The sequence below is a fragment of the Paenibacillus sp. TAB_01 genome (assembly GCF_043945595.1).
GTDB lineage: Bacteria > Bacillota > Bacilli > Paenibacillales > NBRC-103111 > Paenibacillus_S.
Map to the genome: position 1 here is coordinate 55,022 of NZ_JBIFNP010000001.1, position 23,505 is coordinate 78,526.

A 23,505-nucleotide genomic window follows, 5' to 3' on the forward strand; every position below is an offset into this window, starting at 1 on the left:
CGGCCCAGTTTTAAAACCGAAGGACTTCTAATTGCCGATGATGGCCTCGGCGAAGGACATAATGATTTCGCTGTGCGCAGAAGGTAATGTTTAATACTACTCTGAAAGAGTGAATCTTTAGCTTCCTGAACAGCATAAAAAAAGACCCTAATATCTCATGAGGCCACTGAAAAACTAGCGGAGAGTGCGGAATCGTTCTGTAGAAGCGAAAGCGTTCGCCTTTGTCCTTGGATTTCAACCGCTACAAGCGGGATATAATCAAAGAAATCCAGGGACAACAGCGATCGGAAGAATGTTCCGTACTCGGAGCGATACCTTTTTCAGTGGCCTCATATCTCATGCGGATAATCTCACGCGCTTCTCGTCCAAGTCTTTTCTAAGTTCCCTTCAAGCCTTTCCTCCCCGCCAATTGTTGGCAGATTCATGCTGTCAAGCCATTCGGTGAAAAGCGGCCCGTGTTCTTATCGGGTCATGATCCCTTGTCCTCCAAGGAATTACCGGTCTTCCGCAAAAAATGTAAACATTTTACCAAAAACTGACGGTTCCCTGATATCGCGCTGTTCAATATATTGTTCATTGACACTCTGCGAAGATCGGATTACCATAGATTTTATGAAAAGCGGTGAGTTCAAAGGGGAAAGCAATAGCCATAGAACAGCAATAGCAGCTATAGAACTGCAACAGCCGTGCTGTATGCCGTAAATCCCTACAGCGCTGTTCGTCCCTTCGGCTGTGTCTCGAAGGGGGCCTCGCTAGTGTCTCGAAGCCCTTCAGGCTTGGTATCTCGCTTAGCTTCTCGAGCCCTTTCAGGCTCGGTTTCTCGCTAGGTATCGAAGCTCGCAACGGGATGTTCTTCTTGCTTCATTAAAAATAGGAAGAAGCCCTATTTCCCAGCGTGCGCCTGGGGTTTTCCGATTCAGCTCCACGAGACTCATTTCGGTTTCGTTCCCCGCGCCGGTACGGATCAGGGCAAGGGAAGCTGAAGCTGTATCGGTGAAGACCGCGATTTACTGCATATAGTAGACTGAAGCGAGCGTAAAGTTACGGAAGGCGCATAATCAGCGCTCCGATCAAGGCTTTTCTATGATCTTGCTTTTACTTTTGAACCGTCGATGACAAGGGGGAGGTTCCCTGCTTCAGGGAGCTTCCCTCGATCTTTGTAAAGAAGGTGGAGTTATGGATTCGTTTTACCGGCCGACGCGGGTGGAGATTTCCTTGGATGCGCTGCGCTCCAATTTGGAGAGGTTTCGCCGGGTTTTACCCGCTGATGTAAAAATGATGGCAGTGGTCAAAGCGGATGCTTACGGTCACGGAGCGGTAGAGGTCAGCCGTGAGGCGCTTCGCTGCGGCGTGGAATATATTGCGGTTGCGTTTTTGGATGAAGGCTTGGAGCTGCGCAGGGCGGGCATTGCGGCCCCGATCCTGGTACTGGGCTATACTCCTCCGGAAGGCTTGGAGCAGGCCTGGGAGCACAACATTACGCTGAATGTGTACAGCCATGAAGTGCTGGATGCTTTTGAGAGGCTGCAGCCGCGGGAGAAGCCGCTGAACATTCATGTGAAGATTGATTCCGGCATGAACCGGTTAGGCTTGACGACAGAGGCGGAATCCGTTGCTTTCATCGAGCGGGCGCTGAAGATCCCCGGCCTGGTAGTCGAAGGGATTTTTACGCATTACGCTTGTGCGGATGAAACGGATAAAACGTATACGATAGAGCAGTACCAACGCTTCGATAAAGTGGTCCAGCATTTCGAACAGCACGGGATTCGGTTCCCTTACGTCCATGCGGGCAACAGCGCGGTGGCTATCGACAGCCCGGGCATGACTTACAATATGGTGCGGCTTGGCATCAGTATGTACGGCCTGTATCCTTCCGACGAGGTAAATCACCAGACGATTGAGCTGGAGCCGGTGCTCAGCATCAAGAGCGCGATAGTGATGGTCAAGACCTTGCCGGAAGGCTCCGGCATCAGCTACGGGACGATCTACAAGACGTCGGGCGAAGAGACGATTGCGACGCTGCCGATCGGCTATGCCGACGGCTATTCGAGGATGCTGACTGGGAAAGCGCAGGTGCTGGTGCGCGGCAGGAGAGTGCCGGTCGTTGGCAAGATTTGCATGGACCAATGTATGATGAATGTGACCGGAATTGCCGATATTCATAATGAGGAAGAAGTTGTGATTCTTGGCAGTCAGGGCGGGGAGCGGATTACCGCGGAGGAGCATGCGGAATGGCTCGGAACCGTCAACTACGAAATTATTTGTATGATTTCGCACCGCGTGCCGCGGGTGTATTACCGCAACGGCGTGGTCGTCTCGGCTATCAATCCGCTGATGCGTCATGACTGGAGCGCCCGGGATTAGAACCAATTGGACGACATTTCCATCCATTTTTTTGTTGAGAATGGAGAGGATTTTGCACAGGAAGCGCGAATAGGTATAGTACATACTTCTATGGACTTTAGTGATGACCAGCTCTGAAGTGAAAGAGGTATAACATAACTGCTATACCTTACGCATATACTGATCTTGTATAATTTTGCTGGATGTTCGCCATAATGGTAATATTGTTTGTATGTTTTTGGGGGTGTATGCTTGGTGTCCAATGCTCAGAACACGAAAAGGATCATGATCAGCTTGCCGGACTATCTGTTACAGGAAGTGGACGGCATTGTTGAGAAGGAGAACTCCAATCGCAGCGAATTCATTCGCCAAGCGATGAAGCTGTATTTGGTGGAACGGAAGAAACGTCACCTTAGAGAATCGATGCAGCGCGGATATATGGAGATGGCAAAGATCAACTTAAACATGGCCTCGGAGGCTTTTCAGGCGGAGGAAGAAGCGGATAACACTCTGGACCGTTTAGTAAGCGGGGTGTAACTATTGATTGTCAAACGTGGCGATGTGTTTTTCGCAGACCTGTCACCTGTCGTCGGCTCGGAGCAGGGCGGCATTCGGCCTGTTCTGATCATTCAGAATGATATAGGCAATCGCTTCAGTCCTACGGTCATCGTGGCGGCGATTACAGCGCAGATCCAGAAAGCCAAGCTGCCGACTCACGTCGAAATCGATGCGGAGGCGCATGGCTTCGATAGGGATTCTGTGATTTTGCTGGAGCAAATCCGCACGATTGATAAACAACGTCTCACGGACAAAATTACTCATCTCGATGAAGAGACGATGCGCAAGGTAGATGATGCATTGCAAATTAGCGTGGGACTGATTGAGTTTTAATGCATTTATGGATTGAAGCGAGGGGCCGCGTAGAGGTTCCTTGCTTTTTTATTGTCATGGGTTTATTTAAAGCTCGGGCTATAGCAGGAGCATATTACATCGCAGTTCGTGCTCAAAATAGGTGCTTTTCTTGGGGTCACACGTGCACATCACAAGTTTAGCGGCAGGGAAAGCGATTAAAGCGCAGCGGCTCCCTTACCGATAAAAAGTGAATACGCCTTCAGTTCAGCTCCATTGGAGCGGGACAAGGGCATCCCTTCTGATATGCGGTTTCTTTAAACGGGAGCGTACGACGTGCTCCATGTCCGCTTGCGGCTGTGAGGTCTGGGGAACCCTGCGGGGGAATTTGATGGAGGAGGCTGAAGAGGACGATGTCGATGTCAAAGGAAGAAGTACTGCAGCTGGAGGAAACGAAGAAGAATGTAGAGCTTTCGGATGAGGCGAAGGCTGCCGTTCAAGAGCGGATTCTAAAGCAAATTGCAGCGGAGCTTCAACTGCCTGCGGGTAAAGTGAAGACGACGGTAGGTTTGCTGGATGAAGGCAACACGATCCCGTTTATTGCGCGCTACCGGAAGGAAATGACGGGAGAGCTGGATGAGAATCAGCTGCGCGACATTGAGGAGCGGCTCTCTTATTTGCGCAACCTCGAATCCCGTAAGCTGGAGGTGCTTCGTCTGATCGACGAGCAGGGCAAGCTGACGGACGAGCTTCGCAAAGGGATCGAGCAGTCGGTCAAGCTGCAGGAGCTCGAGGATCTGTACCGCCCTTACCGGCAAAAGCGCAAAACCCGCGCCAGCGTCGCGAAGGAAAAAGGCCTCGAGCCGTTGGCCGAGTGGATTCTGTCGCAGCCTCGCCAAGGCAATCTGCTGGCCGAGGCAGGCAAGTACATCAGCAGCGACAAGGGTGTCTCTACCGCCGAAGAAGCGGTACAGGGCGCTATGGACATCATTGCGGAAAATATCGCCGATGACGCCAAAGTGCGCGCGTGGGTGCGTAAATATACATATGATCAAGGCATCCTTCGGACGGAAGCCAGGAATGCCGAGCAGGAATCCGTATACGAGATGTATTACAGCTACCAGGAGCCGGTCCGCAAGCTGCCTCCGCACCGTATTTTGGCGATCAACCGCGGGGAACGCGAAGATGTGCTGAAGGTAGCGTTAGAGGTTCAGACGGACCGTATCCACGAGTATATCGGCCGTCAGCTTATTAAAGTGCTCATCTCCGATTAAAGATACGCTGACTGCGGTGATCGAGGACGCGTACAAGCGGCTGCTGGCGCCTTCCATTGAACGTGAGGTGCGCAACGAGATGACCGAGAAGGCGGAGGAGAAAGCGATAGAGGTATTCGCGGAAAATCTTCGCAACCTGCTGCTGCAGGCACCCGTGAAAGGAAAGGTCGTGCTCGGAGTCGACCCGGCGTACCGGACAGGCTGTAAGCTGGCTGTCGTAGACGATACGGGCAAAATGCTGGAGATCGCCGTCACGTACCCGACCCCGCCGAACAATAAGGTGGCGGAAGCGAAGGCGAAATTCCGCAAGCTGATCGAGGCGTACGGCGTCGAGCTGATTGTCATCGGGAACGGGACGGCTTCGCGGGAGACCGAGCAGTTCGTCGCGGAGCTGATCGGCGAGATCAAGGAGCGCAAGCTGCAGTATTTGATCGTCAACGAAGCGGGAGCGAGCGTGTATTCGGCTTCGAAGCTGGCGCAGACCGAGTTCCCCGACCTGGATGTAGCGGAGCGGAGCGCAATCTCGATCGCGCGGCGTCTGCAGGACCCGCTGGCCGAGCTCGTGAAGATCGAGCCTAAGGCGATCGGCGTCGGACAATACCAGCATGACGTCACGCAAAAAAGGCTCGACGAGAGCCTGACGTTCGTCGTCGAGTCGGCGGTAAACCATGTCGGCGTCGATGTGAATACGGCGTCTCCGTCGCTGTTATCTTACGTGTCCGGCATCAACAGCACGCTGGCCAAGAACATCGTGAAATACCGTGAGGACAACGGCAAGTTCGTCAACCGCGCCCAATTGCAGAAGGTGCCGCGTCTTGGGGCCAAAGCCTTCGAGCAGTGCGCCGGCTTCCTTCGCATCAGCGAAGGCAAGAACCCGCTCGACAACACGCCGATCCACCCGGAGTCTTACGACGTGGTGGATCAGCTGTTCCGCGAGCTGAGGCTGGAGCTGACGCAGCTCGGCAGCCAGCAGCTGAAGGATCGGCTGCAGCAGGTCGAGCCTGCGGAGCTGGCGACGAAGCTCGGCGTCGGCGTACCGACACTGCGCGACATCCTCGACAGCCTGCAGCGTCCCGGCCGCGATCCGCGGGATGAGCTGCCTGCGCCGATCTTCCGTACCGATGTGCTCCAAATCGAAGATTTGACACCCGGTATGGAGCTGCAGGGCACGGTGCGCAACGTGATCGATTTCGGCGCTTTCGTCGACATCGGCATCAAGAACGACGGTCTGGTGCACATCTCGCAGCTGAGCGATACCTTCGTGAAGCATCCGAAGGACGTTGTCGCCGTGGGCGACACGGTCACCGTCTGGGTGCTGAGCGTGGACTTGAAAAAAGGCCGCGTCAGCTTGACGATGAAAAAGCCTCATTAAGCCGGAGCTGAGGAGCTGGATTCCGGCTGAAAAAAGCTTTTGCTTTTAATAGGGAAGCTAAGCCCTAATAAACAACAAGAGCATGAACTTGAAGGAGAAGAGTCCCTTCAAGTTCATGCTCTTTTGTTTTGCGGATGACGATCAAGCGGGCCTTAGTTTCATAGCCGCCTTGTCTCATCCTGTACCACCAAAATGCCGTCAGTTATGCTCTTGGATTTCAGAAGATGTCCGTTAGTATTGTGAGGATGAGGATTCCTCCGCATCGCTTCTTCGTGTACGATAGAAAAACCAGCAATCGTTAAGCAAACGGATTTGACGGTGGTTCTTGTTGTAGAATGCACGCATCAATTGATTGCAAAGCCATTGTGGCATACGAATCAGCCCCTTCCCGCCCAGCTAATAATACAGCATATGGCCGATTGGGCTGAGGGGTGCAGGTCCTAGTTGACCAGATCTTCCTCATCCTCGTACCATTGCTCGAGCTGAGCCTGCAGCGCGCGGATTTCGGTCAGCAGGGATACGAGCGGATACGTTTTCTCATTGATGGAAGCGAAAGCCTGCTCCAGCTGATTGATATATTCCAGCCCATGGTGCAGCTTATATGCTGGCTCCACGATATCCAGGTTGTCGCATTCCGCGATAATCCGGGGCAGGGACGGTACGTTAGCTGCGGTTAGTTTTTCCAATTCCTTGTGCAGCCGCAGGTTTAACGCAGATAACTGGTAGGCATGCGTCGCCGGCAGCTCAACGAATTCGATGTGATCGTTCAACTGCAGCACGGCATATCTCATTTTGGACATATGTTTAATAACTCCTCTCGAGCTTGTAAATACGGATCGGAAAACCGTGAAAAATCCGGGAAAAGCCTATACCTACTTGACAGTGTAGCCTATGATGCGGTTACAATTCAAGTGAGAATCTCAAAGAGAAGGAAAGCGGGGGGACCATGGAGGACAAGCAGCTGCAGCAATGGGTGGAGCAGATCTCGACCGCTTCGTTCGGGCGGCCTTTTTTGCATCAGGCTACGTTTAACCGCAGGCTGACCTCAACAGGCGGGAGATACTTTACAAGAACGCATAATATCGAGATCAGCTGGCGGCAGTACGAGCAGTTTGGGGCGGACGATGTAGAGAAAATCATTAAGCATGAGCTGTGCCATTACCATCTTCATATTATGAAGCGCGGCTATCAGCACCGGGACGACGATTTCAAAAGGCTGCTGAAGCAGGTGGGGGGCACCCGGTTCTGCAAGTCGCTGCCTACGGTCAAACGCAGGGAGCCTTACCGTTACAAGCTGGTCTGCACCAGCTGCAAGACGGAGTATTTGCGCAAGCGAAAGCTGGATCCGAAGAAATATGCCTGCGGCAACTGCAGGGGGAAATTGAAGCTGCTCGCTCTTGACTTGGAGCCGAATTCATGATAAATTAAAACTTGTCTTTCCCTGATAGCTCAGTTGGTAGAGCACTCGACTGTTAATCGAGTTGTCACAGGTTCGAGTCCTGTTCGGGGAGCCATATCTTTTGGAGAGATACCCAAGTGGCTATAAGGGGACCCTCTGCTAAGGGGTTAGACTGCGTAAGTGGTGCGAGGGTTCGAATCCCTCTCTCTCCGTACATAAACAAGGAACCGCCGTAAGGCGGTTTTTTTGTTTGACATATCAGAATTTATATGTTTTCGGGGCCCCGCAAAGGACCTGAGTCCGCTTCGAAGCAAACGCCCCACTTTGTGGGGTCAGGCTGTCGAGAAACCCGCCTTTAAGTGAAAAAGGAGCACAGACGCAGGTGGGGTATCCAAAGCTTACGAAGCCCGTTTTTCTACGAAAAACGCTTAGTTTACGTCCGCCTTTGAAATCCGTGAAAATACCTTTAAATCTAATCCAATTCACGGGTTTCAACAGCGGCTGGAGGAGGATACCCCACCGGAGTATCACACAAGTTCAGGGTTTCTCGACAAGCTCGCCCCACTTTGTGGGGTTATTTTAGCAGCCGATCCCGGCCCAGCGGCCGGCGGCTAGATCCACTTTTTCCATTTAAAAATAAGCCACATCCCGATGCCCACTACGATCAGGACGATCCATACATACAGGTAACCGTACGTCCAGCTCAGCTCAGGCATGTACTTGAAGTTCATCCCGTACAATCCGACAATAAAGGTAAGCGGCAGGAAAATGCAGCTGATGATCGTCAGCGTCTTCATGATCATGTTCATCCGGTCCGATTTCATCCCCATCTGCAGCTCCAGCAGGCCGGTGAGCGATTCACGGTACATGTCGAGCGAATCCACAACCCGGGAAATATGATCATAAATATCAATGAAGTAGACATCGAATTCATTGCGGGTATAAGGAAAGCTTTGGTGGCTGATGGTGCCGATGATCGTTTTTTCTTCTACAATAATACGGCGCAGCGAATGTATGGACCGCTTGAGCTGAAAAATTTCACGGGACACATGGATGTACGGGTTGCGGTAGATGCTTTGCTCCATTTTATCCACGCGCTCCTCCAGCTTATCCGTAAATTCGGTATATTGGTTCACGCAGCGGTCAAGCAGCCGATGCAGAATGAGGCCGGGATGCGCCATGCGGCCTTCGACGGTCGACAGCTCCTGCCTTAGATCCTCGATAAGCGTCAGCGGTTTTTTGCACACGGTAATGACAAAGTTCGGAACCGACAATGATACCTATTTCATGGGGAGCCATAGCTTGACCGGCCACCGCATAAAAGCTGATATAAATATGATCCTTGTAGTGGTCGAGCTTGGGGCGCTGATTGAGCTTCGTGCAGTCCTCGACTACAAGGGGATGACAGTGAAACAAATCCCCGACAACATGCTGCACCTCCGCAGCGTCAGGGTTCAACAGATGAACCCAGGCTATTTCATGCTCCGACGGCTGGCGTGTCGTCTCCAGCTTCGTGACTTCACCGGTTTGCAGGTTATGAATCAGCATTTTTAAGGCACACCTCGCAGCAAATTGGCATGTATAATGAACTCAGCTTATCACATCCGATCGGTGAAAATACAATGCAGAAAAAAGAATAAAAAAAGCTTGTCAATCGCCAAAGTATCAGATATAATAACTCTTGTCGCTAAAAAGTAGCAAGAAAATGCACGATGACGAGGCCCGTTGGTCAAGGGGTTAAGACACCTCCCTTTCACGGAGGTAACAGGGGTTCGAATCCCCTACGGGTCACCAAATTTCATATCCCTCGTTTTATTGCAGTATCTCAATGCGCGGTTGTGGTGGAATGGCAGACACGCCATCTTGAGGGGGTGGTGGGCGTACGCTCGTGGAGGTTCGAGTCCTCTCAACCGCATTATACACCTTTCTACAAAGACCTTAGTTTGAGGTTTTTTTTGTTTTTATACAGCTATTTTTGGATGAACCCATTATGAAGGAGTGTGAGCATGAACGCATCGGAGAAAAAGCCCGGCCGTCCGCTGCTAACGGAAGGTCGCCATTGCCAAGACTTTATTTTACTTTTCCTTGCCGATCCTGCTGGGGAATGTACTGCAGTCGCTGAACGGATCGATCAATTCCATCTGGGTAGGCAATTTTTTAGGTGAGCAGGCGCTTGCCGCAACCTCGAACGCCAATATTATTATGTTCCTGTTAATCAGCGCCATTTTCGGCATTGCTATGGCCGCCGTCATTTTGATTGGACAGAACCTGGGAGCCAAGCGAGTGGATGAAGCGAAGCGGGTCGTGGGTACAAGCACGGTGTTTTTTGCGCTGCTCGCACTGGTCGTAGCCTGTATCGGGGTTCTCTTCTCTCCTCTTATCCTCCAGTGGATGAATACGCCGCAGGATGCGATGGCGCTTGCGGTTACGTATACACGCATCATGTTTGCGGGCATTCCGTTTATGTTCGGCTTCAATCTGATTATGGCTGTACTTCGGGGCTCCGGAGATGCCAAGACACCGTTTTACTTCCTGCTGCTGTCCGCTGCGATGGATGTGCTGCTGAACCCGCTGCTGATTCAAGGCATGGGGCCGTTTCCGCGGATGGGGATTGCGGGATCGGCGGTAGCCACGTTTATCGCCCAGCTGATCAGCTTCGTGCTGCTGCTCGTTTATTTGTACCGCAAGCAATATTTTCTCCGCATCACGCGTAACGATCTTCACATGCTGCGACTCGACTTGTCCATCATTCGGGCCCTTATTCAAAAAGGCTTGCCTATGGGCCTGAATATGATCGTCGTATCGCTGAGCAACCTGTTCCTGATTCATCTGGTTAATTCGTACGGCTCGGAATCGTCCGCTGCGTTCGGTGTAGCCACTCAGATCTCCAGCTACGTGCAAATGCCTGCCATGGCGATCGGCGGCGCCGTCACCTCGATGGCCGCGCAAAATATCGGAGCGGGACTATGGGGACGGGTGCATCGAATTACGTGGATCGGCGTCGGATTCAATATTTTGTTAACGGGCGTGCTGGTCATCGTCATTCATCTGTTTGAACGCCAAGCGGTAGGGCTGTTCCTGCCTGCAGGGGGCAATGCCATCGAGATCGGCATTCATATCAATCGGGTCACCCTGTGGTCGTTCATTTTGTTCGGCATTTTTAACGTAGTAGCGGGTGTGGTCCGCTCCTCCGGTGCGGTCATTGTGCCGCTGGTGGTATCTTTTATCGCATTGCTGGTGGTCCGCAATCCGCTGGCTATTTATTTGGGGCATACGTACGGCTTCGATGCGATTTGGTGGAGCTTTCCGGCAAGCTTCCTGATTGCAGTCACGTTGAATGTGCTGTATTACCGGTTCGGCAATTGGAAGGAAGCCAAAATGCTGAAGAAGGTCGGCGGCAAGGTGGCTGCCGGAGAAGGCGCTAGCTAACGTTTGTTTCAACGCGCTTGACTCTTAAGCGCACACTGTGGCGGTCGATCGAACCCCGTTTATTGCAAAATGAAATAGAGCCTTTGCTTATTCACAGAGCTTGAACCCCTCGGGGGCTGGAGCATGCTGTGGGGCAAAGGCTCTTTTTTTTGGGCTATTCCTGCAGTCTCGGCTTCGCCGCATGCGGCGCCCGGCGCAAGAACAGCGAGAAGAACAGGCCGGCCAAGGTGATGATCGTAGCGACAATGAACGCATCGTTAATGCCGTTAATGGTTGAATGTGTTACTGCTTGACCGTACAGAGACTGAACCGCCAGCGACATGCCCGATTGGGCGGGAACGCCGGAAGCGGCCGCCAACTGCTGCCCGTACTGGTTAATGTTGTCGAGAAGTACGGTATCGCTGGTGGTCAGCGTACTGGAGTAGTTGTCCAAATGAATGGTTGTTCGAGTCGACATGACTGTGACCAGCAGGGCCGTGCCGATTGAGCCGGCGATCTGACGCATCGTATTCGACATTGCTGTGCCATGGCTTCCCAGGTGCGGAGGCAGCTGGTTCAAGCCGGCAGTCTGTACCGTCATCATCAGCATCGACATGCCGAACATCCGAGACGTGTACAGCAGCATCATATGTCCATAGGTGGAATCAATGGTCAGCTTGCTGAACTCCCAGGTGGTGATGGCGGTAATAGCCAGTCCGACGATAGCCAAAGGTCTGGCGCCGATCCGATCGAACAGGGCGCCTGAGATAGGTGACATGACCCCCATCAGCAGAGCTCCCGGCAGCATGAGCAGTCCGGATTGCAGCGGGGTGAAGCCCTTGATGTTCTGCAAATAAATCGGCAGCAGAATCATAGCTCCGAGCATCGCCATATTGGTAAATGAACCGATAATGGTGGACAGAGAGAAGACATCGTACTTAAATACCCTGAATTCCAGCAGCGGTTCGGCGGTCGACAGCTCTCTCAGAATAAAGAGCAGAACGAAAAGGGCGCCAATGACCAGCATGGCGATAACTTCAAGGCTGTCCCAGCCTTTGCTGCCGGCTTCACTGAAGCCGTAGAGCAGCGCTCCGAAGCCGACGGTAGAGAAGATGGCGCCATAGGTATCCAGCTTCGGATAAGACAGCTTGGTCACATTTTTCAGCCATTTAATCGCGAGCAAAATATCCAAAATGCCTAACGGGATCATCATGTAGAACAGAATGCGCCAAGTGTAATTTTGCACAATCCATCCCGACAGGGTAGGGCCGACAGCAGGCGCGAAAATCATGACAATCCCCATAGTACCCATAGCCGAACCGCGCTTTTCGGGCGGAAAGACGGCAAGGAAAATGTTCGTAATCAGCGGCATGATCAAGCCTGCGCCTATGGCCTGCACCACCCGGCCCACCATCATGATGGAGAAGCTTGGAGAGATGCCGCAGATCGCTGAGCCCACTGTAAAGCAGATCATGGCGAAAAGAAATAATGAACGGGTCCCGTACGATTCAATCAGATAAGCGGAGATAGGAATCAAGACTCCGTTCACGAGCATGTAGGCCGTCGAGAGCCATTGAACCGTTGTGGCGGATACATTAAAATCCGACATCAGGTGTGGGATCGCCACATTGATGAGGGTTTGATTCAGGATGGATATAAAAGCTCCGGCCATAAGAACGGTAAGCGTTCGGCCGATGGAAATGTTCTCCATGCTTGCGCCCCCTTGCTAGATGTGAATCCGTATCGATACGTTCATGCCGGGTACGATGGCCAAGCCGTTATAGCCGTCCAAAGTGATAGTGACAGGAATCACCTGCGTTACTTTCGTATAGTTTGCCGTTGTATTGGATGAAGGAAGCAGAGAGAAGGAAGCGGCGGTAGCCAAGCCTACCTTGTCCACGTGCCCGGTAATAGTCGTTCCGGGAAAAGCATCCGCATACACGTCGACGGTCTGCCCGACTTTGATATCGTTAATCCGCGTTTCTTCGATATTGGCGGTAACCCATAGGTGACTCAAATCGTAAGCGCGAGCCAGTGAGGTCCCCGTCGCAACGAAGGCATTGGGCACGACGGATTGCTGGACGATCGTTCCATCTACAGGAAAAGCGAGATCGACCTTAGCCGCAGCGGTTCCTGTCGCCGCAGAAGGCAGCTGAATGGCACCGACCTTATCGCCGGACCGGTACTGCTTGCCTACTTGACCGGACCATTCAGTCAACTGTCCCGAGGTGGTAGCGGCAATTGTTACCGGCTGTCCGTCAATTTTGGCATTATCTGTCGTAACATAATTGATGGAACGGTTGTAATAGTAAATGGAAGCCCCTGCACCGCCCAGAATGAGAACCAGTACGAGGATATTGACCAGGATTACCTTGCTCATGAACATTCCCTCCAAAAGAGTTGATGTGTTGTCTGCAAACATTTTCCCCGAAGGCCGATTGGATTATGCAGTGCAAATGGGTAAAGCAGGCTGGCAGAAGATTTTGCGTCATCTCCTCATAAATTAGGAGACTTAAGGGGACATTGAAGAGGACGACGGATGTGTGATGCAAGGGAGGAACTGAGGTTATGAAAATTTACATCGTATACGATAGCGAAAACGGGCATACGGAAGCGTTAGCCCGATCCATTTATGAAGGGGCCGACAGCCACAAGTTTGCGGAGGTCACTTTGCGGCATGTCGATGAAGCAAGACCGGAGCACTTGGCGGAAGCGGACGCCATTATTTGGGGATGTCCCGGTCACTTCGGCACGATCAGTGCAGGCTTGAAAAACTTTATCGACCGGCTCGGTTATTTATGGGCGCACGGCAAGCTCATTAATAAGATAGGGGCAGTGTTCTGTACAACCGCAACGGTACATGGCGGGCTTGAAGCGACGATGATCAGCCTGATTACGCCGATGCTGCACCAAGGGATGATTATTGTCGGGCTGCCGGGAAATCTGCCGGAAAACGCGCTTTACGGTTCGTACTATGGGCTTGGAGTCACCTGCCCCGTCGAGGCGTCGCCGGATGATCCGCCGAACCTGCCTTCCGAGAATGATCTGGCTCTAGGCCGTGCGTTAGGTCACCGTGTTGCGCAAGTTACGCAGGCAATGGTCAAAAATTAACAATGAATAGGGTGCATGCGTGATGCAATATATTATTTTTGGCGTCATAGCAATTGTGGGGCTTATATTCCTGATTATTTATAATCTGAGGGCCGATGCTAAGAGCCGAAAGGCGCAGGCGGTCAAGACGGATGCACCGGCCCCTGAGGTCCCGGTAACGGAAGAAAGCGTGCAGGAGATGGCATCCGACGATGCCAGAGTGCTGGTGGAGGATGCCCGCAAGCATGGAAATCTCGTGAAGGATGCGCATCCTTCCAAGAGGACTGCCGATAAAACGAGCGATTATGAATACAGGGAAGCGCTCCGGACGTTTCAATCGGTGCAGGAGACGGAGCATTCCAGCGCAGCTGCGGCAGAGGACGAAGACCTGGAGCTGCCGGCTCCGCCGCCTCCCCAAAAGGCGGACGACCAATTCCGCGATGCGCTTCGGTCGCTAAAAAAGTGAGATTGTCAGGAAGCCGTGCTTCCAAACGAACCGACAAACTAACATAAATCGAAGCCTAAGCCGATAATACTCCTGCAGGTATATTAGGGAGGAGGCTAACGATGGATAGTGTAAGTTCTGCTTCGAATGCTTACAGCTCGGCCGCACTGCTTCAGTCGGCCAATGTGTCTCTCTTGAAAAAGGCAATGGACGGCCAGTCCGATCAAATGAACGTGCTGCTGCAAGGCGTTGCCCAGCCGCAGGCGCCCCATCCTTATCTCGGGACTTCGCTCGATCTGAGAGTATAGGACGAGCTAGCCCGCCCGCAGCCCCTTTACAAAGTCTTAACTTTGAAAAGGGGCTTTACGTATTGTGCCGCCGCGCGATGTTTCGGATAATAAAGACGGATTCTATTATTCGCATAGCGGGGAGGCTTTTTTGAAAATGACATCGATTGGGCAAAGTAGACCGTTAATTATCGGACACCGCGGCGCAGCGGGTGAAGCTCCCGAGAACACATTGGCATCCTTTCAGCTTGCCGTTGAGCAGGGGGCCGATGCTCTGGAGCTGGACGTACATCTATCCTCCGATGGCGAGCTGATCGTGTGCCACGACGCCACCATTACGAGAACGACGGACGGCACCGGAGCTATCGAGCAGATGACCGTTGAGCAGTTGAAGCGCTTCGATGCAGGAAGCCGCTTTGATCCGCGGTTTGCCGGAGAACGAATTCCGCTGCTGGGTGAGGTATTCGCAGCCATACCGAATCGTGTGATGATTAATGTGGAAATCAAATGCGCATACAGCGAACGCCTGTTAGCCCGGCTCACGGAGCTTTTGGAGCAGTACGACAGGCTGTCCAGTGTTGTCGTCTCATCCTTCGACCATAAAATTCTTGTTAACCTGAAGCGTGCGCTGCCCAATTTGCGGATCGGCCTGCTGTATACGGCGAACTTTGCCTCGCATCGGCTGATGGCGGAACAAACCGGCGCAGCGGTTTACTCGCTGCATCCCTACTATAAATTGATCGGTGCCGAGGATGTGCGGGAAGCGGTAACCGATGGGCTGGAGGTTTATCCGTTTACGATTAACGAAGAAGAAGAGCTGAAAGCCGCCCTTGAGGCCGGAGTGACGGGGATTATTACCGACTTCCCTGCACGATTAAAGCGGCTGCTGGACAGCATGGCGTAGAGAACGCTCAGGCAGCACATCGATAAGAGGGACGGCCCGGCTGGGCCGCTGAAAACTGACAGCCGTACGGAATTGTTATGTAAAAGCGCAGGCGGTTCACCTTGGGTCCCGGATTTCAATTTGCAATGTCTCGTAGAAGCCGAGGAAGTCCGAGAGTCCAGGGGAAGCAGCCGCGAGTTTGTACAGCAGACGGACTATGGAAGCTTAAGCTCGAATCATGTTCCGTACACGCACGGATGAGTTTTCGGCGGCAACGCTTGGATGCCGTCTCTTTTTGCTGTGCGTGTACTAACAATTTGCCGTCCTCCGTCCGATATTATAAGAGATTGGAGGGGATGCTAGTGAGGAAAATGCGAAAGACAGGCTATCGATGGCTGCTCTGTTTACTGGTAATAGGCTTGATGCTGCCTGCCGTTCCCGTCAAAGCGGACGTGCAGTTCAGCGACGTGTCCGCTTCCCGGAACAGCTGGGCATTAGACTCGATCTATCTGATGGCGCAAAAACAGGTGCTGACCGGGTATCCCGACGGAACGTTCCGGCCCAGCCAGACGATCAGCAAAGCGGAATGGACGGCCATGATCTATCGGCTGTTCGATAAATACAGACCCAATATGAATGCGACCGGCCTGCAAAAAGTAGACGGATTCGCGGACGTGCCGAGCGAGCACTGGGCGTATAAGCCCATTTCCGAAATATATAGTCATTCTTTCAGCTGGGGCGTCTACGGGCTGTCCGCTAACGGCGGGCTGCTGTTTAACCCCGATGTTCAATTGTCGCGGCTGCAGCTGGCCGATCTGCTGTACTCATTCTTCGATACGCGGCTGGTCGACCGCCGGATGAGTCCGAACGATGTCTGCTCTGTCGTATCAAGCTTCAAGGATATTCCGGTGAAGCTGTACCAGGACACGAGCGAATACGAGGAAGCGAGCCGGTCCGACGGGAGGTACAACGGTGCGGGCATGATCATGATGACGTCCGACGATGTGCTGCCGACCTTGTTTATGGGGACAGGCTCAAGCGATTGCCGCTTCGGCACCGACAGCTTCTCTAATTCCCAGGCAAGCATACTGGCCAGCCTGCAGGCCTCGGGCATTATGACGGCCGACGAGAGCGGTTATTTCCGTCCGATCGACAAGGTTACCCGTGCGGAGGCGGTCACGATTCTGAACCGGATTTACAACTACCTGTACAAAAACTACTGGCTGGCCGATTATTCGACCATCGAGCTGGAAGCTCCGGGCTCCGGCACGGGAACGGGGTCTTCTGCGGGTTCCGGATCCAACTCCGGTCTCGGCTCCGGCGGAGGCTCCTTCTCCAACAACCCGAACCAGTCCTCTTATGGCGGGGGCGGCCTTGGCGGGCCGCAAAGCGACAGCGGATGGAGCAACCAGTCGGTCATTAACGTCACGGACTATTTCGACGATCAAGGCGTGCTGACCAAAGATCTGCAAAAGTACGGCGAGATCGAAACGGCGGTTCTGCCGAAAGAAAACCGCTACCTGACCATTGATTTGAAATCGGTGGAAAAAGTCGACCTGTGGGTCATTCTCGACGGGAAAATGGCGTTCCTTAGCCAGGAGGAGCTGCCGAAGACGATCAATGTCGAAGGCATTCAAGTCGTAGGGCTCCGCTCGCAGCAGCGCAAGCCGAATCCGTTAAGGCAGTCGGTCAATGCGACCTTATCGGTGAAGCTGGATGTAAGCGAACCGCAGACGGGCAAGAAGAAGTAAGTAAGGGCATGCCCCTCGAAAAAAGGCTGCGCCTGTTGTAGATCGCTCTACGACAGACGCAGCCTTTGCTGTGTCCGGAGTGGAAGGCCCTCTCCGACGGTCTTAGCCGGTCAAGCAGGGGACCGCCGCTTCCTGGCGCTTAGCATAGCCGCCGTTACTGCAGCAGATGCTTGAAGGCGCTGTAATCGATTTGCTGTTTATCCAGATAGGAGGTTAAGCTCCTGTAATCTCGCTTGGGGGTAGCGCGTATGTAGCCTTCAATGCAGTGCTCGTGCGTAATCCGCTGCGCCTTCTTCTCCAGCGCCACCTGCGCGATGGAAGCGGCAATCGAATGCTTCGCAATGTCGCGGAAGGGAGCGGGAACCGGATCGACCAGCAGGTTCAGGAAAGCTTTGGACTCTTCGTCCCACATGTGGCGGGAAGCGTCCACGAAATGATTTTGCCAGTCGAGCTTGGACTTGCCGTCTTCCTTCGGAAGCACCTTCATGAATTTGCGGAACATAAAGTAGCCGCCGATCGACATGAAAGTAATGAGCACGAAGACCCAAAATAATATAAACCACATAAAAGCCGAGTTCATCGTTAGGTTCACCTCGTTACCATTATACCTCAGTTCCCCCCTCTTCAAAAGCGAAACTGTGAAAAAGTCCCTGTTCCATAGACTCCTAGATTTATTGCGCCTTTCCTAGTAAAATAGAAAGAGTGTGAAAAGCAAAGGAGATGAATTTAGCGATGCCTAAAATCGGTTCTCACGTATCGTTTTCAGATAAAGGTTTGCTGAATGCCGCAGAGGAAGCCGTATCGTACGGGTCCTCGACATTTATGATTTATACCGGTGCGCCGCAAAATACGCGCAGAAAGCCGATCGAATCCCAATACATCGAAGAAGGCAAAGCGCTGATGGAGCAGAACGGAATCGGCGAGATCATCGTGCATGCGCCTTATATCATTAATTTGGGCTCGTACAAGGAAGATACGTATGAGCTGGCTGTGCGCTTCCTTCAGGAGGAAATCCGCCGTACGGATTATTTGGGCGTCAAGCAGATCGTGCTGCACCCGGGGGCTTATACCGACAAGGATGCCGAGTACGGGCTCGCCCGCATCTCGCAGGGCTTGAATGAAGTGCTTGCGGGAGTGAAGGACACGAATGTGAACATTGCGCTCGAAACGATGGCCGGCAAAGGGACGGAGATGGGCCGCAGCTTTGAGGAAATCGCCGCGATTATCGACAAGGTCGAGGATAACGGCCGACTGTCGGTCTGCTTCGATACGTGCCACGTTCACGACGCGGGCTATGATATCGTGAACAATCTGGACGGCGTGCTGGAGCATTTCGACCAAGTGGTCGGACTGGACCGGATCGGCGTTGTCCATCTGAACGACAGCAAGAACCCGAAAGGCGCGGGCAAAGACCGCCATGCTCCGGTGGGGGCCGGCTGGATCGGCTTCGAAGCGATGAACAACGTAGTACACCATGAGAAGCTCAGCCATCTGCCGCTCATTCTGGAGACGCCTTGGATCGGCAAGGAAGACAAGACCCAGCGTCCGATGTACGAAGCGGAGATTGCGCTGCTGAGCGGAAATGTGGAGAAACGCTTCGGTTCGGCGTTCCTTGAGGACGTGGAGCGCCTGGCGCACTTTTTCCAGAAGCAGGATCTGAATCAGCGCGACTACGTGCTTCAGGTTTGGGACGTGCTGAAGACGGACGCGAAAGCGAAAAAAGCCGACGGTCGCGAGCCGATGGAACGGCTGTACGACCTGATCGCGGAGCACCGTGTCTTCCCTGAGCTGACCGAGGAGCAGGTTAACCACCGCTTGACGGCTTGGTTTGCCGGCCGCAAAATTTTTGAGTAGATGAAATTGATGAAGGAGTAGTTTTTGTTATGACACCGACTGTATTACCTAAAATCCAACGGGATGACCAAAGAAACCGCGCGCGCATGCTCGTGTCTTGTCCCGATCAACCGGGCATCGTTGCCGCCGTATCCCGTTTTCTGTATGAATATGGCGCGAATATCGTCCAATCCGACCAGTACACGAATCATGATGGAGGCATGTTCTATATCCGCATCGAATTCGATCTGGAGGATCTGGATAACCGCTGCGACCAGCTGATGGCTGATTTCTCTCCGATCGCCGACTCGTTCCAGATGAAATGGAGCGTCAACCGGGCCAGCCGTAAAAAGCGCCTTGCGATCTTCGTCTCCAAGGAGGATCACGCGCTGCTGGAGCTGCTGTGGCAGTGGCAGGCGGGGCACCTCGACGCCGATATCGCGATGGTTGTCAGCAACCATAACGATATGCGCAGCCTGGTCGAATCGTTCGGCATTCCGTACCACCATATTCCTGTGACGGCGGATACGAAGCCGGAGGCGGAACGCAAGCAGCTGGAGCTGGTAGTTAACCAGGTGGATGTAGTTGTACTGGCCCGCTACATGCAGATTATTTCGCCGAAATTTATCGAGTATTTCCCGAACCGTATCATCAATATTCACCATTCCTTCCTTCCGGCGTTCGTCGGCGGCAAGCCTTATGCGCAGGCGCACAACCGCGGGGTGAAAATTATCGGAGCGACAGCCCACTATGTGACGGAGGAGCTGGACGGCGGGCCGATCATCGAGCAGGACGTGCAGCGTGTAAGCCACCGCGACAACGTGGATGACCTCAAGCGGATCGGCCGCCATATCGAGCGGATCGTGCTGGCCCGTGCCGTGTCCTGGCACGCAGAGGACAGAGTTATCGTTCACGGTAACAAGACGGTTGTATTCAACTAGTCTTGGGGGAGACCCGAGGCTCTGCAATCATGGATAATCAAAAAAGACGGATCCGCCAAGGGGGCGGGTTCCGTCTTTTTTTTTGCGGACAGGCGCTTCAGGCGCCCTTATGATCGATGACGACCGACTGGACGACGGTCTTGTTCTTTCCGGTCCGCTTGGCTGCGTATAGGGAGGCGTCGGCACCCTTGAACAGCGCTTCCTTGCCTTCGCCCTTCGCATAGTTTTGCAGCCCGATGCTGAGGGTAGCCGCCTGGCCGTCCAGCTCGGCATGTACGGTTGAGGCGCACTGCTGGCGGATCAGCTCGGCGAGCCGGTGCGACTGCTCCACCGTTTTCTCCGTGAAAATAACGGCGAATTCTTCGCCGCCGTAGCGGGCGACGAAGTCATTGGGCGTCACCGTTTCCCTGATCAGGTAGGCGACCCGCTGCAGAATAATATCGCCTACCCAATGGCCGTAGGTATCGTTAATTTTTTTGAAATTATCAATATCCATGATCGCAAGCTGCAGGGCGAGATGATTCCGTTCGTTCTGCTCGATCAGCTTCTCCAAATATTCGTGAAACGTTTTGTGATTATACAGATCGGTTAACGCGTCCATCTTGGACAGCTTGTCCATGATGACGTTTTTGACCAGCAGCTCCTGCTTGGCCTCCGTTGCCTGCCGCAGGCTGTTCAGCAGCTCGATTCCGCTTGACGTAATGGACAGAGCGATCAAGGTCACCCCGGCATAAAGGAACAAAACACCGATCAGATGTACGGGCAGCATGGCGGTCCGGAGCTCGGGAGTCAGGGCGTAAAGCGTGCCGAAACACAGGAGAACGAGTGAGAATGCGAGCAGGATGCGGTTCTTGTTGAAGGAGAGCATGGAAGTCAGAATAGGGAAAATATAGATCGCAGGTACGATGCCGATGGTCGGATTAATATAAATGATAGATGAGGCGTAGACGACGCCCGTGACGATAAGCAGGTTGTCGCTCTGCACCTTGCGGTAGCGGTACAGCATTTCGATCACGCCGGTAGCGAGAGCGAGACCGATGGCCTGAAGCACCAATGTACTCGGTAAATAGTCCGGAACGGCACCGAATCTTACCCGGTGAAGCCAATATTCCAGCAGCACCGTCAAGACAATGGTCGTCCAATATAAATTAATCATTTTACGATATGTATGACGCGTGTTGGCCAGTTCCAGCAACAGATGGTTCATATTCGACTCCCACCGCTATAGAATAACAGGATCAAGAGCAAATCCGAATAGTAATTATTCGCCAGCGAAATCGGAATTCCTTTAGTTTGACTTAATTTTTACCACATATTTTACAGACTATTTTTTGACTGATCCCAAGCCGGCAGATGCCGGTTTTGTTGCTGTCAAAGCAGGCGTTTTTCCGGCTGCGGGACGGGGGAGGTCCAGCTCATCTTTTTTGAATAGGAAAGAGGTTAATGGTGGCAAACTGTAACGGACAATGGTAAAATGGTGCAAGTGAGTAATTGTGTCAATAATTTTTGCACACGTGAACAACTGCATTATAACGGGTTCTGTCGGGCTTCTCGGGCAGGACGCGTGCAGTGCTGCTCCAAATCAAATAGGAGGTTCAAACATGACTGTAACGAATAAAGCGATTGAGCAATTGTCCATCGATACGATCCGTACGCTTGCCATTGATGCGATTGAGAAGGCGAAGTCCGGACACCCTGGTATGCCGATGGGTGCGGCCCCTATGGGGTACGAGCTGTTTGCCAAATTTATGAGCCACAACCCGGACAATCCGACATGGATCAACCGCGACCGTTTTGTCCTGTCCGCAGGACACGGCTCCATGCTGCTGTACAGCCTGCTGCACTTGAGCGGCTATGATCTTCCGATGGAAGAGCTGAAGCAGTTCCGTATGTGGGGAAGCAAAACGCCCGGACATCCGGAGGTTGGCCACACAGCGGGTGTCGATGCAACGACGGGTCCGATTGGGACAAGGCTTCGGTATGGCGGTAGGTATGGCAATTGCCGAGGCGCATCTGGCTTCGGTTTACAATAAAGATCAATACAAAGTCGTCGATCACTACACCTATTCCATCTGTGGCGACGGCGATTTAATGGAAGGCATTTCTTCCGAAGCGGCTTCGCTTGCAGGCCACATGCAGCTGGGCAAGCTGATCGTGCTGTACGATTCCAACGATATTTCCCTTGACGGCGAATTGAGCCTGTCTTTCTCCGAGAGCGCGAAGAAGCGCTTCGAAGGCTACGGCTGGCAGGTGCTTCGCGTAGAAGACGGCAACGATCTGAACGCGCTGGATAAAGCGATCGTGGAAGCGCAGCAGGATCCTCGTCCGACGATGATCGAAGTGAAGACGATTATCGGCTTCGGTTCTCCGAACAAAGCGGGCAAAGGCGGTCACGTAGGTCCTCACGGTTCTCCGCTTGGCGTAGATGAAGTGGTTTTGACGAAGAAAGCTTACGGCTGGCCGGAAGATCAACATTTCTATGTGCCTGAAGAAGTGCGCACGCACTTTGCGGCTGTGAAGCAAAAAGGCATTGAAGCCAATGCGGCTTGGGAGCAAATGTTCGCCGAGTATGCGAAGGCATATCCTGAATTGGCCAAGCAGTTCCAAACGGCTGTGAACGGCGACCTGCCTGAAGGCTGGGATAAAGACATTCCTGCCGCCGCCCCTGCGGAAAAAGGTACGCGTACCGCTTCCGGTATCGTGCTGAACGCGATCGCGAAGAACGTGAAGTCTCTCGTAGGCGGATCGGCTGACCTGGAATCCTCCACGATGACGCACATGAAAGACCTTGGCGTTATGACAGCGAAGGATTACAGCGGCCAAAACGTATACTTCGGCGTACGCGAGTTCGGTATGGGCGCTGCCGTCAACGGCATGCTGCTTCACGGCGGCTTGAAAGTATTCGGCGGTACGTTCTTCGTCTTCTCCGACTACCTGCGTCCGGCAATTCGTCTGGCTTCCATTATGGGCGTGCCTGCGATCTATGTATTTACGCATGACAGTATCGGCGTCGGCGAAGACGGTCCTACGCATGAGCCGGTTGAGCAACTGGCTGCACTGCGCGTAATTCCTGGCGTAACGGTAATCCGTCCTGCAGACGGCGACGAAACGGCAGCGGCATGGCGCTATGCGGTTGAGAACAAAAAAGGCCCCGTAGCCTTGATCTTCTCCCGCCAAGCGGCTCCGAAGCTCGAAGGCACGGAACAGGCTAACGAAAGCTTGCTCCGCGGAGCTTATGTATTGTCCGATGCGCCTAACGGCAAAGCTCAAGCGCAAATCATCGCGACCGGTACGGAGGTACAATTGGCGGTGGCAGCTCAGAAGCAATTGGCAGAGGAAGGCGTTCAAGTCCGCGTCATCAGCATGCCGAGCTGGGAGCTGTTCGACAAGCAATCCCAGGAGTACAAGGATTCCGTTATTCTGCCTGACGTCAAAGCGCGTCTGGCGGTTGAAATGGGCCACTCCTTCGGCTGGGAGCGTTATGTTGGCGAGCAGGGCAGCGTTCTTGGCATCGACCGCTTCGGCGCATCCGCTCCGGGTCCTGTCGTGATTAAAGAGTACGGCTTCACAGTTGAGAACGTGGTTGCCCGCGTTAAGCAGCTGTTGAAATAGGTTAAATTCCATACAGGG

Annotated in this window: 20 protein-coding genes, 4 tRNA genes and 2 pseudogenes; 18 read left to right on the plus strand and 8 right to left on the minus strand. The window is 53.1% G+C overall.

Features of this window, described 5'->3' with window-relative positions; translation table 11 throughout:
* Positions 1-1,176: 1,176 nt before the first annotated feature.
* The 4 genes and pseudogenes from alr (at position 1,177) to ACHHV8_RS00340 (ending at position 5,838) form a co-directional block, all read left to right on the plus strand.
* Complete coding sequence (gene alr / locus ACHHV8_RS00325) at positions 1,177-2,364, plus strand: alanine racemase (RefSeq protein ID WP_395155740.1); 1,188 nt, start codon at positions 1,177-1,179, stop codon at positions 2,362-2,364.
* A 234-nt stretch (positions 2,365-2,598) separates the two neighbouring features.
* On the plus strand, positions 2,599-2,880 hold the full coding sequence (locus ACHHV8_RS00330) for a CopG family ribbon-helix-helix protein (protein WP_094012924.1): 282 nt from the start codon (positions 2,599-2,601) through the stop codon (positions 2,878-2,880).
* 3 nt (positions 2,881-2,883) lie between these two features.
* Positions 2,884-3,234 carry a type II toxin-antitoxin system PemK/MazF family toxin gene (locus tag ACHHV8_RS00335; protein ID WP_014649298.1) on the plus strand — a complete coding sequence of 117 codons (351 nt, stop codon included), beginning with the start codon at positions 2,884-2,886 and terminating at the stop codon, positions 3,232-3,234.
* Between the two features lie 377 nt (positions 3,235-3,611).
* A pseudogene (locus tag ACHHV8_RS00340) lies at positions 3,612-5,838 on the plus strand (Tex family protein).
* A gap of 231 nt (positions 5,839-6,069) precedes the next feature.
* Here ACHHV8_RS00340 and cmpA read toward each other — a convergent pair.
* Both cmpA and ACHHV8_RS00350 read right to left on the minus strand, forming a co-directional pair.
* Positions 6,070-6,210 (minus strand): cortex morphogenetic protein CmpA, encoded by a 141-nt coding sequence (gene cmpA, locus ACHHV8_RS00345; RefSeq protein WP_395155744.1) that lies wholly within the window; start codon positions 6,208-6,210, stop codon positions 6,070-6,072.
* Between the two features lie 68 nt (positions 6,211-6,278).
* The gene (locus ACHHV8_RS00350; RefSeq protein ID WP_395155746.1) at positions 6,279-6,638 is read right to left on the minus strand and encodes a hydrolase/acyltransferase; all 360 of its coding nucleotides are present in this window, start codon (positions 6,636-6,638) and stop codon (positions 6,279-6,281) included.
* Between the two features lie 146 nt (positions 6,639-6,784).
* Here ACHHV8_RS00350 and ACHHV8_RS00355 point away from each other — a divergent pair, with 146 nt between their 5' ends.
* The 3 genes from ACHHV8_RS00355 (at position 6,785) to ACHHV8_RS00365 (ending at position 7,449) form a co-directional block, all read left to right on the plus strand.
* The gene (locus tag ACHHV8_RS00355) at positions 6,785-7,258 is read left to right on the plus strand and encodes a SprT family protein (RefSeq protein ID WP_395155748.1); all 474 of its coding nucleotides are present in this window, start codon (positions 6,785-6,787) and stop codon (positions 7,256-7,258) included.
* A gap of 18 nt (positions 7,259-7,276) precedes the next feature.
* Positions 7,277-7,352: transfer RNA gene (locus tag ACHHV8_RS00360), tRNA-Asn, on the plus strand.
* 8 nt (positions 7,353-7,360) lie between these two features.
* Positions 7,361-7,449 (plus strand) — tRNA-Ser (locus ACHHV8_RS00365).
* A gap of 399 nt (positions 7,450-7,848) precedes the next feature.
* On the opposite strand, the gene ACHHV8_RS00370 is transcribed toward ACHHV8_RS00365, so the two are convergent.
* Positions 7,849-8,484, minus strand: a complete 636-nt coding sequence (locus tag ACHHV8_RS00370; RefSeq protein WP_395163386.1) for a magnesium transporter CorA family protein — start codon at positions 8,482-8,484, stop codon at positions 7,849-7,851.
* The gene (locus ACHHV8_RS00375) at positions 8,381-8,785 is read right to left on the minus strand and encodes a CorA family divalent cation transporter (protein ID WP_395155750.1); all 405 of its coding nucleotides are present in this window, start codon (positions 8,783-8,785) and stop codon (positions 8,381-8,383) included. The genes ACHHV8_RS00370 and ACHHV8_RS00375 overlap by 104 nt, the downstream gene beginning before the upstream one ends.
* 171 nt (positions 8,786-8,956) lie before the next feature.
* Here ACHHV8_RS00375 and ACHHV8_RS00380 point away from each other — a divergent pair.
* The 3 genes from ACHHV8_RS00380 (at position 8,957) to ACHHV8_RS00390 (ending at position 10,666) form a co-directional block, all read left to right on the plus strand.
* Positions 8,957-9,031 (plus strand) — tRNA-Glu (locus ACHHV8_RS00380).
* A gap of 38 nt (positions 9,032-9,069) precedes the next feature.
* A tRNA-Leu gene (locus tag ACHHV8_RS00385) sits at positions 9,070-9,152 on the plus strand.
* A gap of 170 nt (positions 9,153-9,322) precedes the next feature.
* Positions 9,323-10,666: an MATE family efflux transporter gene (locus tag ACHHV8_RS00390; protein WP_395155752.1), complete on the plus strand. Its 1,344-nt coding sequence runs from the start codon at positions 9,323-9,325 to the stop codon at positions 10,664-10,666.
* 154 nt (positions 10,667-10,820) lie between these two features.
* Here ACHHV8_RS00390 and ACHHV8_RS00395 read toward each other — a convergent pair whose 3' ends face one another.
* Both ACHHV8_RS00395 and ACHHV8_RS00400 read right to left on the minus strand, forming a co-directional pair.
* Complete coding sequence (locus ACHHV8_RS00395; RefSeq protein WP_395155754.1) at positions 10,821-12,356, minus strand: DHA2 family efflux MFS transporter permease subunit; 1,536 nt, start codon at positions 12,354-12,356, stop codon at positions 10,821-10,823.
* A gap of 15 nt (positions 12,357-12,371) precedes the next feature.
* Entirely contained in the window at positions 12,372-13,031 is a 660-nt protein-coding gene (locus ACHHV8_RS00400) for an HlyD family secretion protein (RefSeq protein WP_395155756.1), read from the minus strand.
* Between the two features lie 182 nt (positions 13,032-13,213).
* Between ACHHV8_RS00400 and ACHHV8_RS00405 the strand changes: the two genes are divergently transcribed.
* The 5 genes from ACHHV8_RS00405 (at position 13,214) to ACHHV8_RS00425 (ending at position 17,101) form a co-directional block, all read left to right on the plus strand.
* Positions 13,214-13,756: an NAD(P)H-dependent oxidoreductase gene (locus ACHHV8_RS00405; RefSeq protein ID WP_395155758.1), complete on the plus strand. Its 543-nt coding sequence runs from the start codon at positions 13,214-13,216 to the stop codon at positions 13,754-13,756.
* Positions 13,757-13,778: 22 nt separating this feature from the next.
* Positions 13,779-14,201 (plus strand): hypothetical protein, encoded by a 423-nt coding sequence (locus tag ACHHV8_RS00410; protein ID WP_395155760.1) that lies wholly within the window; start codon positions 13,779-13,781, stop codon positions 14,199-14,201.
* A 101-nt stretch (positions 14,202-14,302) separates the two neighbouring features.
* Positions 14,303-14,488 (plus strand): YjfB family protein, encoded by a 186-nt coding sequence (locus ACHHV8_RS00415; RefSeq protein WP_395155762.1) that lies wholly within the window; start codon positions 14,303-14,305, stop codon positions 14,486-14,488.
* A gap of 136 nt (positions 14,489-14,624) precedes the next feature.
* Positions 14,625-15,371, plus strand: coding sequence for a glycerophosphodiester phosphodiesterase (locus tag ACHHV8_RS00420; RefSeq protein ID WP_395155764.1), 747 nt, complete (start codon positions 14,625-14,627; stop codon positions 15,369-15,371).
* Positions 15,372-15,721: 350 nt separating this feature from the next.
* Positions 15,722-17,101 carry an S-layer homology domain-containing protein gene (locus tag ACHHV8_RS00425; protein WP_395163387.1) on the plus strand — a complete coding sequence of 460 codons (1,380 nt, stop codon included), beginning with the start codon at positions 15,722-15,724 and terminating at the stop codon, positions 17,099-17,101.
* A 154-nt stretch (positions 17,102-17,255) separates the two neighbouring features.
* Here the strand turns inward: ACHHV8_RS00425 and ACHHV8_RS00430 are convergent, their stop codons facing one another.
* A complete protein-coding gene (locus ACHHV8_RS00430; RefSeq protein ID WP_395155766.1) occupies positions 17,256-17,681 on the minus strand; it encodes a DUF2621 family protein in 426 nt (141 codons plus the stop codon).
* Between the two features lie 152 nt (positions 17,682-17,833).
* Here ACHHV8_RS00430 and ACHHV8_RS00435 point away from each other — a divergent pair, with 152 nt between their 5' ends.
* Both ACHHV8_RS00435 and purU read left to right on the plus strand, forming a co-directional pair.
* Entirely contained in the window at positions 17,834-18,955 is a 1,122-nt protein-coding gene (locus tag ACHHV8_RS00435) for a deoxyribonuclease IV (RefSeq protein ID WP_395155768.1), read from the plus strand.
* A gap of 29 nt (positions 18,956-18,984) precedes the next feature.
* A complete protein-coding gene (gene purU, locus ACHHV8_RS00440; protein ID WP_395155770.1) occupies positions 18,985-19,875 on the plus strand; it encodes a formyltetrahydrofolate deformylase in 891 nt (296 codons plus the stop codon).
* 97 nt (positions 19,876-19,972) lie between these two features.
* Here the strand turns inward: purU and ACHHV8_RS00445 are convergent, their stop codons facing one another.
* Positions 19,973-21,082, minus strand: coding sequence for a GGDEF domain-containing protein (locus ACHHV8_RS00445; RefSeq protein WP_395155772.1), 1,110 nt, complete (start codon positions 21,080-21,082; stop codon positions 19,973-19,975).
* A 394-nt stretch (positions 21,083-21,476) separates the two neighbouring features.
* Here ACHHV8_RS00445 and tkt point away from each other — a divergent pair.
* A pseudogene (tkt, locus tag ACHHV8_RS00450) lies at positions 21,477-23,487 on the plus strand (transketolase).
* The last annotated feature ends 18 nt before the right edge of the window (positions 23,488-23,505 follow it).